We start from the raw sequence: 12,893 nt of genomic DNA, 5'->3' as shown, positions 1-12,893 counted from the left end.
TGTTATTCCTCCCCGATTCGGAGCAATTGCTTTATTTTTCGGAACGTCCGAACAAACTGCTCGATTTCAATTTCGTCTACTTCTCCATCGATGAGGGATTCCACATATCGATAGACGGCACCGTCCACTTCTTCGACGAGCCGTTTCCCTTCTGGGGTCAATTCAATCAATCGTTCCCGTTGATCTTGTCCTCGTCGACTCGTGACGAGTCCTTTGTCGACCAACTTTTTCAGGCGATTCGAGACCGCACTTTTATGGACACCTTGTTTTTGCGCCAATTGCCCAGCAGGAGTCGGTCCAAACTGATCGAGTAACTTCAACAGTTGGAGCTGTTCACGCGAATACTCGCGCCATACGTTTCCCTCCATCGCTTCGATGACATGTTCCGTCCCATGGAACATCACTTCTTCAAACAACTGCACCGCTTCACGCATCAATGCTTTCATTTTTAGTTTACCCCCTAAACTAGATGGTTATAGTTTATGCCCTAAACTAAATGGCGTCAAATAAAAAGACCGATAAGAGATGCCCTTATCGATCCATGTTCTTTTCGATGGTTTCTGCCACACGTAACCCAGACAGATAGGCACTTTCGAATCGCGTTCGTCCGGATGGATCATCAGCTTCAAGGAAGACATCCCCTGCTAAATAGATGGGATGATGGCTTACTTGATAAAACGGCTCATGCCATACATCTTTCGCTTGCGCGTAACGCCAACGTTTTAACTGCCGTGATTGGATACCGAGGTCTCCGACTTCTTCACGCACTAACCGCTCTATTTCAGCAAGTGTCTCTTCCTCCGGTCGCTCATACCACGCCTCACTCCACGCCTCCTCCATATAGACACTTACGAGTGGTGTCGCAGAGATTCCTTTTTGGCGATTATCGACGATTTTTAATACACCAGGTACCAGTTCTTGATCGAGAATACCGTCTGCTCCAATCTGTACATCACCGGCACATTCAAAAAGACCGACGAACGTCGGCGAATATACGAGACGAAGTAGCGCGGGTTTGATCTGGTCGACCAAACTCCCTAGTAGTTCGAATGACTGTGGAAGCGGTGCCGTCATCACGACTTGATCATAGGAACGCGTCGTCACGTCTGTCTTGACTGTGACGGTTCCGTCTTCTTCCACTTGAACGTTCTCCACTCGTTTATTCAACTGTACGGTCAAATCTTCAGCTAAACGCTTAGCGAGGGCATTCATCCCATTAATCGCGACATAACGTGGATAAGGGTCGGCATACCAGACTTGCACCCAGTTCGCATTCATCCACGACTGTACCTCTCGTTCGAGCTCTTCTCCACGCACCGTGAAATATACCGCTCCATGGTCGGCTCGTCCATCACCGATTCGACGCGTCGCCAAGCGTCCCCCGACGCTTCGACTCTTTTCAACCAATTCGACGTCATGACCTTGACGCGCGAGTTCACGCGCTGCGATGATTCCGCTCAGACCGGCCCCGATGATCCCAATCTTCATTCCGCATTCCCCTTTCTCTTCATGAAGATTGTAGCACGTTCCTTCAATTTACCCTCTGTTTGATATGCTTCAGGCTGGCTTGTTCCATTGTTCGTCGTACGCCCGACGCGAGTCTTCATACATGACAGCGAAACGCGAAACGACGAATGGACGAATGAGAACCGTCGCAATCGATAGGGAGAATGCAGCAAGTAAAACCGAATTGACGACCGTAAATAACGTGAAGCCAATCAAATAAATCGGGATGAACGGCAAAATTAGTTTAAATGCGTCCCACTTCTGACCATGCATCAGCGCGCGTGACTTCGTGATCGATTCTCTGACCGATAATGCTGGCTCATCTCGCAAAATAAAGTACGTGAACGCGTAAGAGAAGAACTTCATGATTCCTGGAACAATGAACAATAGTGTCCAAAGCGTCTGGAAGATGGCTAGTAGGATGACTGCAGTCACATGCTTACCAAATCGTTCTTTCATCGGTCGAAATACATCACGGAACTGCGCGTCTTGTCCGCGAATGATTGAAAGAATGACCCAGTGATACCCAATGATGATTGGATATAGCATGAAGGATACAACAATTGTACATAAAAGGAATACAATCGCCTGTACTGAATCGGCTTTCGCCCCGTAAAGTGTCGGATCGAGCAATGCGCTAGATTCTAATATAACGGCACAGAGAAACGACCAGATTAACAGTCGACCTCGTTTCCCATTAATTGCTTCGTGTGTCCGTTCTGTCCATGTTTGAACCATTTTCTAGTCTCCCCCTGAATGATTTATTTTATATACGCTATATCGTTCAAATACGTTTCATGTTCACACAAAAAAGCAGAGATTCACTCTGCTCGTTCGTCCGCTCGATATTCTAGTATGTCCCCCGGTTGACAGTCGAGCGCTTCACAAATTGCTTCGAGCGTCGAAAAACGAATCGCTTTCGCTTTTCCATTCTTTAAAATCGACAAGTTCGCCATGGTGATCCCGACCCGTTCCGACAGCTCTGTCACACTCATTTTCCGCTTCGCTAACATCACATCTAGATTCACAATCATCGCCATTTTTCTCACCTCAGACCGTCAAATCGATTTCTTGTTTCATATCGATGGCTCGCTTCAATAATTTCTGTAACAACTCAGCAAAGACGGCAATGACAAATGCGGCGAACACGAAGACGAATCCGATGACTAAAAATCCTGGCGAGTCGTCACGCTCAGCGAACCAATAGAAGAACGGGAGTGTCGCCATATAGATGGCCGTGATGGTCAACGCACAATATTTAATGACACGAAGTGCTTTCACCGACCGATAGGAGAATGCCTCATTCCGATCAATCAATCCAAGTAAGATGAATGACTGTGACAAGGCAACGAAAAAGGGAATCGCTGCTACATACATCCCTCCAATAATCGGTCGCATCGAATTCGCAATCCATCCTCCGCTCTCCACCGCCTCTCGCCAAAGGAAAGGGAGTAAAAAGATACATGCCGCGAGAATCGGGAGCGACAAGACAATCACTGCTAGTTTCAAAAAGATGGTTTCCCGTTTCATCTGCCAAACACCTCATTTAGTTTTATTTTCTTTATCATATGCCACGATTTATCGTTTATCAATAAATATTTAATGAAAAAAATAGACCACGAGATGTACTCGAGGTCTATCACATTCATTTCATTGCTTCTAATTCACTTTCGGTCACCCATTTATGGTTTGTGACCTTTTCCCCGTCTTCGGTCGTGTAATCAACCATGTAAACGGTCGTCTCTTCCGCTGTATCGATTGTCGCTTCTGCGCCGTCCATCCCTTCCATATGGTCGGCGGCCAATACGACCTCATCCCCTTCAGACAACGGTTCCTCATCTGGATTGTCCAATTCTTCGTGAATCACCCATTTGTGATCTTCTACCGGGTCACCGCCTGTTGTCGGTGTATAGCTGACGGCGTAGACCGTCGTATCATAAGCACCGACAATCGTGGCCTCCACACCTTCCATTCCTGGCATGTGATCCGCTGTCATCATCGCGGTTGATCCGACTGGAAAAGTCGGATCACTGGCTTCCATCAGCCCGTCTGGAACTTCTCCAGACCCGGAGTGATCCATCGCTGAATGGTCCATGCTTTGCTCTTCTGACATCTCCATCGATGTGTCCTCTGCCGTATCCCCACAAGCGGCCAATGATGTCGCGAGAATCACGACACCGAGACCTGTCATCCATTTCTTCTGTTTCATCAAATCTCTCCTTTGTTCATACTCATGTAGATTTTACCCCCTCTTTTGAAGAAACAGACGTTTTTGAGAACATTGCGATGATTTGTTAACTCATTGCAACAAAAAAGACCAAAATCCCGAAAGATTTTGGTCTTGGACATTATTCAACCGTTACAGACTTCGCCAAGTTACGTGGCTTGTCGACATCACAGTCGCGAGCGAGTGCTGCATAGTACGAGATGAGTTGAAGTGGAAGAACCGTCACGAGTGGCGTGAGAAGTGGTTCAACACGTGGAAGAACGAATGCGTCGTTCTCATGCTCCATTCCTTCCATTGAAATCGTACATGCGATGGCACCACGCGCCACAACTTCCTTGATGTTTCCACGGATGTTGAGGTGTGTGTGTGGTTGAGACACGAGCGTGATGACCGGTGTCCCGTCTTCAATCAAGGCGATCGGACCGTGTTTGAGTTCCCCACCTGGGTACCCTTCTGCTTGGATATATGAAATCTCTTTCAGCTTCAATGCGCCTTCGAGACCTACATATGAATCCAATCCACGTCCGAGGAAGAATGCGTTACGTGACTCTTTCAAGAACTTATCTGCAAGCTCTTCAAAGATTTCTTTTTGTGCCATGATCGAGTCCATTGTTGTCGCAACGAGTGCAAGTTCTTGCATGAGATCAAACGGTAGTTTCTTCCCGTTCGCACGAGCGATGTCGTATGCGAGAATTGCGAGGACGGCAATCTGTGCCGTGTATGCTTTCGTCGAGGCGACCGCGATCTCTGGTCCTGCGTGGAGGAGCATCGTCTCGTTCGCTTCACGTGACAATGTCGATCCTGCCACGTTCGTTAACGTGAGCGCTTTATGGCCCAATTTTTTCACTTCGACGAGGACGGCACGGCTGTCCGCTGTCTCACCTGATTGTGAGATGAAGAGGAAGAGTGGCTTCTCTGTCAAAAGTGGCATGTTGTAACCGAACTCTGATGCGACGTGTACTTCAGTCGGTACACCTGCAACGCGCTCAATCAATTGCTTCCCGACAAGACCAGCGTGGTAACTTGTACCACATGCGACGATATAGACGCGGTCTGCTTCCGAAACGAGTTCACGCACGCCTTCTGCGAGCTCGATGTCGCCGTTCTCGTTCTGGTAGTGCTGGATGATGTTACGGATGACGGCTGGCTGTTCGTCCATCTCTTTCAACATGTAGTGCGCGTACGTGCCCTTCTCGATGTCTGACGCATCGATCTCGGCCGTGTATGGTGCACGCTCGAGTACTTCGCCGTCGAGCGTCTTGATCGTCGCCGACTCACGTGTGAGGATGACGATCTCACCATCGTGGAGCTCGAGGTACTGGTCTGTCACCTGGAGCATCGCCATCGCGTCTGATGCGACGACGTTGAACGTGCCGTCACCAAGTCCGACGAGGAGCGGCGACTTGTTCTTGCCGATATAGAGGCGCTCTTTGTCCTCTGAGTCGATCATCGCGATCGCGTACGAACCGTGGAGGTCCGAAAGCGTCTTACGGAACGCCGCCTCGACATCGCCGAGCTCGACGAAGTGCTTCTCCATGAGCTGGACGATGACTTCTGTGTCCGTCTCTGAAAGGAACGGGACGTCGAGCGTCTTCTTGATGAGCTCGTCGTTCTCGATTACGCCGTTATGGACGAGCGTGAAACGTCCAGTCGTGCTTTGATGCGGGTGGGCGTTCGGCACGCTCGGTACCCCGTGTGTCGCCCAACGTGTGTGGCCGATTCCAATCGTGCCGTCTACTTCTGCTGGGATGATTTCGCGTAGCGCAGCAATGCGACCGACTTCTTTGTGAACGTTGACATTCTCATGCATCAACGCAAGACCTGCCGAGTCATAACCACGGTACTCGAGTTTTTCGAGACCTTTGAGAAGGACTTCCTTCGCTCCGGTATTCCCAATCATTCCTACAATTCCACACATAAACAAATCTCCTCTATTCTTCGATTTCTCGAAAAAGGAAACGGGCTTTTTCTAAGAGCTGTCAGTACACGCTTCTTTGTCCGTCCGGTCGCCCGGGCGTTTTAAAAGCATGCTTATCGTCGTGACAGGCGACGAGGAGGCATCCGCCGAAATCTCGATAACCTCCAACCTCGTCAACTCCGCAGAGTTCTGGCGCTTGTTCGTACTCTTGTGTCCTTCCGTTTCCAAGGTCACGCTCTTAATAGTACAAATCACACCCCCATTCGTCAAGAAAATCCGCTGTTTTCTCGATGACAAAACGGAAACAAAAAGGGAATCCGATGTGGATTCCCTTGTGTTATTCCCGGTTTCGAAAATTTTATCCGTCTACGCCGTAATCTTCGCGCACGACTTGTGCGATTTTTTCAACGTAACGGTCACACTCTTCCGCTGTCGGGGCTTCCGCCATGACACGAACGAGTGGTTCTGTACCTGATGCACGGACGAGGATCCGACCGTTTCCGGCCATTTCCGCTTCCGCTTCTTGAATCGTTGCCAAGACACGCTCTCCGTTCATCGCATCGTTTTTATTCGTCACACGAATGTTCACGAGCTTTTGCGGATAAACTGGCATCTCTGCCGCTAATTCAGACAGTTTACGCCCTGTCGATTTCACGATTTCTGCCAATTGCACACCAGATAACATACCGTCACCCGTTGTCGAGTGATCGAGGAAAATCAAATGACCTGATTGTTCGCCACCGAGTGTATATTGATGTTTTTTCATTTCTTCGACGACATAGCGGTCACCCACTGCTGTTTGAAGCGCCGTCATGCCCGCTTCTTCAACGGCTTTATGGAAACCGAGGTTACTCATGACCGTCGCGACAATCGTGTTGTCTTTGAGACGCCCTTTTTCACTCAAGTATTTTCCGCAAATATACATGATCTTGTCTCCGTCGACAATTTCACCGTTCTCGTCAATCGCAATCAAACGGTCTCCATCCCCATCAAAGGCAAGGCCCATGTCCGCTCCTTTTTCACGGACGAATTCGGCCAAATGCTCAGGGTGTGTCGACCCGACACCTTCATTGATATTTAAACCGTTTGGCGAGTTTCCGATTGTCGACACGTTTGCTTCTAAGTCTGCAAACAGTCGAGCCGCAAGGCCACTCGTCGCTCCATGTGCACAGTCGAGTGCGATATGAAGACCATCAAAGTCTTCTTCTACCGTTTGTTTCAACATTTGAAGATACTTTTGCGCGCCTTCGTAGTAATCCGATACGAAACCGAGATCTTTACCTGTCGGACGCGGGAGCGTATCTTCCGCAGCATCTAAGATGTCTTCAATTTCTTGCTCGGTCGCATCGTCTAATTTGAAACCATCGCTACCGAAGAATTTGATTCCGTTATCCGCCACAGGGTTATGCGATGCTGAAATCATGACACCTGACGTCGCGTCGAGCGATTTCGTCAAGTAAGCGACTCCAGGTGTTGAGATGACACCGAGACGCATCACTTCTGCACCGATTGAGAGAAGACCCGCAATCAATGCACCTTCAAGCATATGTCCTGAAATCCGTGTGTCACGACCGATCAACACTTTCGGCTGTTCGCCTTCTGGCAAATGTTTCGACAACACGTAGCCACCCGCACGACCTAAACGATATGCTAATTCCGCAGTTAACTCAGAGTTGGCAACACCGCGAACTCCATCTGTTCCAAAATATTTACCCATAAGATTAAATCCTCACTTTTGTATGATTGAACATCTTTATTGAATGGAAGATGTTTCGGTTTCTTCATCGACGCCCGTCAATTGAACATCGATTGTCTTTGGCGAGATCACGGTCACGCCTTTTGGTACTTCATAATCTGCATCGACCGCATGTGTTCCGCTCGGTAATCCAGTCAGATCTAACGTCACGTTGACACTGTTTGATGAGATGCTTTCAAGAAGGGAACGTTTGCCCGAGAGCGTTACGCTGACCACATCTTGCGTTTGAATCGTGAAATTCGTCCGGTCATATCCACGGACATTAATTGGAACGGTCAACCGAATCCGCTCTGTCAATTCACCCGTGTCATCTTTCGTCTCATCATTTGGACGAACGAGCACCTGGACTTCTACTTCTTTTTTACCGAGTGAAGTCGCTCCTTCCGGAAGACGAAGGGTAGCGGTCACTTTTTCCGACTTCGTTAAATCGTCAAGTTCAATCGGTTCTGTCTCCACTTGCTGGAGTTCATCTAGCACCGCTTTTGGTGCAAAGACACGGACTTCCGTCTCACCTAGCAACGTATCAACTAAGCGGAAATCGTCTGCCACCTCTCCGCTCGTGACGACCTCGATTGGAATCATCGCGCTCTCATCATAAATCGGTACGGTGACATTGATGATATTCGGATCGACTGACACGTTCAACGGATTTCCATTCGCATCTAAAATGGTCGGTGGAATTTCTCGTGTGAACGTCTGACTTTGATTGGCAACATCCACATTCAACGTGATTTCTTTGACGTTTTGAATCCGACTCGCACCACCTGTGACTTTTACAGTCGACGGTTCGATTTCGACATCGCCCGCGACTTTTCCGTCCGGTAATTGATCTTTGTTCAACAGATTCACGGACACAGGGACTTCAATCGTTTGTTTCCGATCGATATAGATTTCGACAGTCTCTCGATCTAGTTTGACATTGACGTCTCCGCCGAATCCACGCGCTTCGACCGGGACACGATGGAATCCGGTGCCAAGATTGGTCAAATCGACGAACACCTGATAATCTTTCACCAATTTCGTCATCGTTAAACTACTAGATGGCCCTTGAAGCTCGACACCCATCTCTTCCGGAACATTATATGCGACATACTGGACCTCATCAAAAAACACTTCGACCGGCACATCGAGCGTCATGGAACTTTGTCCGACGATTGGCAATGCGCTTGAGGCGTTATTCGAAGAACTGGTCTCAGCGACCATTAAGTATAAAAGGACGGCTAAAGCAAGTGCGATGAAGCGGAGAAACCACTTATGTTGTAACCACTGATCAATCACTTACTTATCCCCTCCTTTTTTGCCGAAGAACGAGAGGGTCGCCTCTTTTTCTTCGATGACGAGTTCTTGAATTAATTTATTGCGAAGCGCTTCTTCGTCTAGTTCCCGATACAAGCGGCCCGCGATTGCAAGTGAGACTGCTCCCGTTTCTTCTGAGACGGTAAGAGTGACGCTATCCGTCACTTCACTGACTCCGATGGCTGCCCGGTGACGCGTCCCGAGGGCTTTATCGATGTGCGGACTTTCCGAAAGTGGTAAATAGCAAGCTGCCGCCGCAATCTTCCCGTCCTGAATAATCATCGCGCCGTCATGAAGCGGCGTATTCGGAATGAATAAGTTAATAATCAACTGGGATGTGATATGCGAATCCATACGAATGCCGGTCTCCACATATTCGTTCAATCCCGTATCACGTTCAATCGCAATCAATGCACCGATTCGCCGTTTTGACATGTACTGTGCGGAACTGACGATGGCTTCAATCATTTGTCGTTGTTGCTCCTCATCACTCGTTCCCGTACGACTGAATAAGTTACTCGTTCGTCCGAGATGTTCAAGACCCCGTCTCAACTCTGGCTGGAAAATGATGATGATTCCGAGGAGACCGTACGTGATCACCTGATTTAGCAAGAACTGGAGCGTCTTCAACCCGAAGAAACCGCTCAAGAACCAACTGACTAGAATGATGGAAATTCCTTTAATTAATTGTACTGCTTTTGTCCCACGCACAATCATCATTAATTTATAAATGACATACGTGACGACGACGATATCTAAAACATCATTCAAATAATCGTACCAATGTACGTTTTCTGAAAGATTTAAAAATGAGAAAAATGATACTTGTTCAAGTAGCGGCAAATGCTCCCCTCCTCAACTACCTAGCTAAATCGTGCAAATTCCATTATATCATCATTTCTATAGATACGCATTGCGTCACGTCAAAACGAAACCAGATTGAAACGAAAAAAAGACGCCAGAAGCGTCTTTAGAAAAGTTGTTTTATCGAATACCAAATCCATTCGAACATCTGATCGATCTGTTCGAGTTCACCTGTCACTTGACCGGCACTTGCTAAATAGGCACGACCATTGACGGCTGTCGCGTTTCCATTGACGGTACCTTCAATCCGTAAATCGCCACCTTGGACCGTGATGTCTTTTTCAACCGTGACACCGGCCGGGACAATGACTTCATTCTCAGATACGATCACACCTGGTACTTTTGTATAGGTCATCGTCTCTGAAGCGCTGCTCCATAGTCCGAGTGTCGCACTAGACATCAAACTAAAGAACAGTACGGCCGCAATCAAACCTGGGTGCCGTTGCAACCATAGCATTTGTTTCGAGTGCGGTTTGCGTTCTTTTCGAACCGGTTTTGATAACGGTACGACAGAATCAGGTGCTGTCTGTGCAGGAGTTTCAGGTAAAGCGGCCATCACTCGAGCCGTAAAATCTGCTGATATTTTTGGACGAGGCAATGCTTTCAGTTCTGCGTCGATTCGTTCATATTGTAGATACGATTCATATAATTCATCGTCCTCTAACAATTGACGCAATTCGTCAGATTCTTCGGGCAAAACGCCATCTTCCAAATATTGTTGTACTTTTTCTTCAGGAGTCAATTGAACCCCTCCCTATTTTGAAAGATTGTTTTTAACATTTCTCTTCCCCGGAAGATCCTTGTCTTAACCGTTGCGACCGGCATGTCGATCATCACGCTGATTTCTTTAAGCGACAAATCATCCACATATTTTAATAATAACGGAATGCGATATTTGTCTGGAAGTTGCTTGATTGCCTCATGCATTTCACTTCGAATTTCGCGATGAACCACTTGGGCATCGGGTTGGGGCGCTTCATCAGCTAAGTGGTCTTGATAAGTCAAACCGTCTGTACCCGCAATTTCGGCATCCATCGAATATTCCGGCTTCCGCTTCCTCAATCGATCGATGGCAACGTTTGTCGTGATTCGATAGAGCCATGTTTTGAACTTATATTGCGCGTCATACGTATCGATTCGTGTATAGGCACGAATGAACGCCTCTTGGGCAGCGTCCTCTGCTTCGCCGCGATCATACAAAATTTTATAGGCGATTGCAAAGACGCCATCCTTGTATAGTTCTACCAGTTCGGCAAACGAATCGTGATTCCCCGCCCTCAATTCATCAACCAAACGGGTGGTCAGCCGTTCCATCAATCCACTTCCCCTCTCCGCTACACATGCGGTCATCTCTATATACGTCTTGATATTGAAATGGTTTCAAAAAAATCAAAAAAAGTTTCCATCCCCATTGTAGCAAACGGGTTTGGAAACTGTAAGGAAATCAGACGGTTTCGCCTTCCAATAACAGGTTTTCTTTAGATTTTATAATCGTTTCACATAAGCGATAGGCCAACTGAGCCGTCACGTCATCCCGGTCTAATGCCGGATTTAACTCGACGAGCTCTACTGCGATCAAGTCTTCTGCTTGCATCGCTTCTTTTAAAATCGCTTTGGCTTCGACTTCTGTTAAACCGCCGTCAACCGGTGTACCTGTTCCAGGAACGAGGGATGCATCGAGACTATCCATATCGAAACTGATATAAAAACGGTCTACTCGTTCACGAAGATAACTTAATGACTCTTTCATGATGACATCCACGCCACGCGTACGTACTTCTTCTACTGTAATGACTTTGATGCCGAGTCGATTGATTTCATTCATTTCTCCTTCATCGATATCACGCAGGGCAATATAAACTAAATGCTCTGGTGATAGCTTCGGATCACGTCCGCCCACTTCTGTCAGACGCACGTCGCCCATCCCCATCGCTGCCGCAAGTGGCATTCCGTGAATATTCCCCGATGGTGATGTTTCGCCTGTATTCAAGTCAGCGTGAGCATCCACCCAAATGACTCCATAAGGACCTGTTTGAGCCAATCCAGCAAGAGTACCGATTGCCATACTATGATCGCCCCCAACGATCAAAGGGAATCGATTTTCTGAAATCTCACGATGTACGACTTCTGCTAATTCCGTGACGGTATGCAGGACACCATCGACCCGTTTTAAATGTTCTTCATTTTCTCGAATTTCAGATTCCGGCAAGACACGAATCGTATGTTTGACCGTTCCTGTTGGAAGGAGTTGTTGCATCCCCATTTCATTTAACTTTGTCGGTCCTTGATCGACCCCTAATTTCCCCTGACCGTAACGCAGCGGCACGTGAATATATGACCATTGCATCGCCATTCCCCCTTTATACGCTTGATAGTTAAATTGTAAACGCCATCATTTGTTTGGTTCAACTCGGCAGAATGATGAATAAACATGCAAAAAGGCAGCCTGAATGGTGGCAGGCTGCCTTTCTCTGTACTCTCAATTGAATGGTTCATGGTTTTAGGCAAAAAAAAACTTAAGTCATCACTAACTTAAGAAAAAAACATATGGTGGAGCCTAGCGGGATCGAACCGCTGACCTCCTGCGTGCAAGGCAGGCGCTCTCCCAGCTGAGCTAAGGCCCCGAAACAGGGATAAGAATATGGAGCGGAAGACGGGATTCGAACCCGCGACCCCGACCTTGGCAAGGTCGTATTCTACCACTGAACTACTTCCGCAAAAAATGGTGAGCCATGCAGGGCTCGAACCTGCGACCCTCTGATTAAAAGTCAGATGCTCTACCAACTGAGCTAATGGCTCAAACCTGGTGGGGGGGGGCGGATTCGAACCGCCGAACCCGAAGGAGCGGATTTACAGTCCGCCGCGTTTAGCCACTTCGCTACCCCCCCGAGGAGTGCCGGCGAAAGGATTCGAACCCTCGACCCTCTGATTACAAGTCAGATGCTCTACCAACTGAGCTACACCGGCATATATAGGTTTGATGTAATAAATAAAGATGGTGGAGGATGACGGGATCGAACCGCCGACCCCCTGCTTGTAAGGCAGGTGCTCTCCCAGCTGAGCTAATCCTCCATATTGGTGACCCGTACGGGATTCGAACCCGTGTTACCGCCGTGAAAGGGCGGTGTCTTAACCGCTTGACCAACGGGCCTAAATTGGCTCCGCAAGTAGGATTTGAACCTACGACCTACCGGTTAACAGCCGGTTGCTCTACCACTGAGCTATTGCGGAACGATCTTGCCTGGCAACGTCCTATCCTCACAGGGGGAGATCCCCCAACTACTTTCGGCGCTGAGACGCTTAACTTCCGTGTTCGGCATGGGAAC

Annotated in this window: 13 protein-coding genes, 8 tRNA genes and 1 rRNA gene; all 22 read right to left on the bottom strand. The window is 48.1% G+C overall.

What is annotated here, in order from left to right:
• Positions 1–2: 2 nt before the first annotated feature.
• On the bottom strand, positions 3–446 hold the full coding sequence (locus KNO61_RS08085; protein ID WP_214685199.1) for a MarR family winged helix-turn-helix transcriptional regulator: 444 nt from the start codon (positions 444–446) through the stop codon (positions 3–5).
• Between the two features lie 85 nt (positions 447–531).
• Entirely contained in the window at positions 532–1,488 is a 957-nt protein-coding gene (locus KNO61_RS08080; RefSeq protein ID WP_214685197.1) for an NAD(P)/FAD-dependent oxidoreductase, read from the bottom strand.
• Between the two features lie 69 nt (positions 1,489–1,557).
• The gene (locus KNO61_RS08075; protein WP_214685194.1) at positions 1,558–2,244 is read right to left on the bottom strand and encodes a DUF975 family protein; all 687 of its coding nucleotides are present in this window, start codon (positions 2,242–2,244) and stop codon (positions 1,558–1,560) included.
• A gap of 83 nt (positions 2,245–2,327) precedes the next feature.
• Positions 2,328–2,546: a helix-turn-helix domain-containing protein gene (locus KNO61_RS08070; RefSeq protein WP_012727632.1), complete on the bottom strand. Its 219-nt coding sequence runs from the start codon at positions 2,544–2,546 to the stop codon at positions 2,328–2,330.
• A gap of 10 nt (positions 2,547–2,556) precedes the next feature.
• Complete coding sequence (locus KNO61_RS08065; RefSeq protein ID WP_078147856.1) at positions 2,557–3,036, bottom strand: DUF2975 domain-containing protein; 480 nt, start codon at positions 3,034–3,036, stop codon at positions 2,557–2,559.
• A 115-nt stretch (positions 3,037–3,151) separates the two neighbouring features.
• A complete protein-coding gene (locus KNO61_RS08060) occupies positions 3,152–3,715 on the bottom strand; it encodes a YdhK family protein (protein ID WP_078147857.1) in 564 nt (187 codons plus the stop codon).
• Between the two features lie 139 nt (positions 3,716–3,854).
• Positions 3,855–5,651 (bottom strand): glutamine--fructose-6-phosphate transaminase (isomerizing), encoded by a 1,797-nt coding sequence (gene glmS / locus KNO61_RS08055; RefSeq protein WP_078147858.1) that lies wholly within the window; start codon positions 5,649–5,651, stop codon positions 3,855–3,857.
• A gap of 358 nt (positions 5,652–6,009) precedes the next feature.
• Positions 6,010–7,368 carry a phosphoglucosamine mutase gene (gene glmM, locus KNO61_RS08050; RefSeq protein WP_214872908.1) on the bottom strand — a complete coding sequence of 453 codons (1,359 nt, stop codon included), beginning with the start codon at positions 7,366–7,368 and terminating at the stop codon, positions 6,010–6,012.
• A gap of 36 nt (positions 7,369–7,404) precedes the next feature.
• The gene (locus tag KNO61_RS08045; RefSeq protein WP_214687697.1) at positions 7,405–8,685 is read right to left on the bottom strand and encodes a CdaR family protein; all 1,281 of its coding nucleotides are present in this window, start codon (positions 8,683–8,685) and stop codon (positions 7,405–7,407) included.
• Positions 8,686–9,546, bottom strand: coding sequence for a diadenylate cyclase CdaA (cdaA, locus tag KNO61_RS08040; protein ID WP_012727638.1), 861 nt, complete (start codon positions 9,544–9,546; stop codon positions 8,686–8,688). It lies immediately after the preceding gene.
• A 127-nt stretch (positions 9,547–9,673) separates the two neighbouring features.
• Entirely contained in the window at positions 9,674–10,309 is a 636-nt protein-coding gene (locus KNO61_RS08035) for an RseA family anti-sigma factor (protein WP_214757987.1), read from the bottom strand.
• Positions 10,306–10,881 carry an RNA polymerase sigma factor SigW gene (gene sigW / locus KNO61_RS08030; RefSeq protein WP_012727640.1) on the bottom strand — a complete coding sequence of 192 codons (576 nt, stop codon included), beginning with the start codon at positions 10,879–10,881 and terminating at the stop codon, positions 10,306–10,308. The genes KNO61_RS08035 and sigW overlap by 4 nt, the downstream gene beginning before the upstream one ends.
• Positions 10,882–11,011: 130 nt before the next feature.
• The gene (rocF, locus tag KNO61_RS08025) at positions 11,012–11,914 is read right to left on the bottom strand and encodes an arginase (protein ID WP_214685188.1); all 903 of its coding nucleotides are present in this window, start codon (positions 11,912–11,914) and stop codon (positions 11,012–11,014) included.
• Positions 11,915–12,115: 201 nt separating this feature from the next.
• Positions 12,116–12,191 (bottom strand) — tRNA-Ala (locus tag KNO61_RS08020).
• 18 nt (positions 12,192–12,209) lie between these two features.
• Positions 12,210–12,284, bottom strand: a tRNA-Gly gene (locus tag KNO61_RS08015).
• A 6-nt stretch (positions 12,285–12,290) separates the two neighbouring features.
• A tRNA-Lys gene (locus KNO61_RS08010) sits at positions 12,291–12,366 on the bottom strand.
• A 5-nt stretch (positions 12,367–12,371) separates the two neighbouring features.
• Positions 12,372–12,455, bottom strand: a tRNA-Tyr gene (locus KNO61_RS08005).
• A gap of 6 nt (positions 12,456–12,461) precedes the next feature.
• A tRNA-Thr gene (locus tag KNO61_RS08000) sits at positions 12,462–12,534 on the bottom strand.
• Between the two features lie 29 nt (positions 12,535–12,563).
• Positions 12,564–12,639: transfer RNA gene (locus tag KNO61_RS07995), tRNA-Val, on the bottom strand.
• 4 nt (positions 12,640–12,643) lie between these two features.
• Positions 12,644–12,718: transfer RNA gene (locus KNO61_RS07990), tRNA-Glu, on the bottom strand.
• Between the two features lie 5 nt (positions 12,719–12,723).
• Positions 12,724–12,798, bottom strand: a tRNA-Asn gene (locus KNO61_RS07985).
• A gap of 8 nt (positions 12,799–12,806) precedes the next feature.
• Positions 12,807–12,893 (bottom strand): 5S ribosomal RNA (gene rrf / locus KNO61_RS07980); the annotation flags it as partial.

The organism is Exiguobacterium sp. s140 (genome assembly GCF_018617035.1).
Taxonomy (GTDB): domain Bacteria; phylum Bacillota; class Bacilli; order Exiguobacteriales; family Exiguobacteriaceae; genus Exiguobacterium; species Exiguobacterium profundum.
The sequence above is the reverse complement of the archived record's forward strand: the minus strand, read 5'-3'. Positions and strand labels throughout refer to the sequence as shown.

Bases quoted from the DNA above. Each gene is read 5' to 3' on its own strand.
- KNO61_RS08085 (WP_214685199.1), bottom strand. From the start codon at position 446: ATGAAAGCATTGATGCGTGAAGCGGTGCAGTTGTTTGAAGAAGTGATG.
- KNO61_RS08080 (WP_214685197.1), bottom strand. From the start codon at position 1,488: ATGAAGATTGGGATCATCGGGGCCGGTCTGAGCGGAATCATCGCAGCG.
- KNO61_RS08075 (WP_214685194.1), bottom strand. From the start codon at position 2,244: ATGGTTCAAACATGGACAGAACGGACACACGAAGCAATTAATGGGAAA.
- KNO61_RS08070 (WP_012727632.1), bottom strand. From the start codon at position 2,546: ATGGCGATGATTGTGAATCTAGATGTGATGTTAGCGAAGCGGAAAATG.
- KNO61_RS08065 (WP_078147856.1), bottom strand. From the start codon at position 3,036: ATGAAACGGGAAACCATCTTTTTGAAACTAGCAGTGATTGTCTTGTCG.
- KNO61_RS08060 (WP_078147857.1), bottom strand. From the start codon at position 3,715: ATGAAACAGAAGAAATGGATGACAGGTCTCGGTGTCGTGATTCTCGCG.
- glmS (WP_078147858.1), bottom strand. From the start codon at position 5,651: ATGTGTGGAATTGTAGGAATGATTGGGAATACCGGAGCGAAGGAAGTC.
- glmM (WP_214872908.1), bottom strand. From the start codon at position 7,368: ATGGGTAAATATTTTGGAACAGATGGAGTTCGCGGTGTTGCCAACTCT.
- sigW (WP_012727640.1), bottom strand. From the start codon at position 10,881: ATGGAACGGCTGACCACCCGTTTGGTTGATGAATTGAGGGCGGGGAAT.
- rocF (WP_214685188.1), bottom strand. From the start codon at position 11,914: ATGCAATGGTCATATATTCACGTGCCGCTGCGTTACGGTCAGGGGAAA.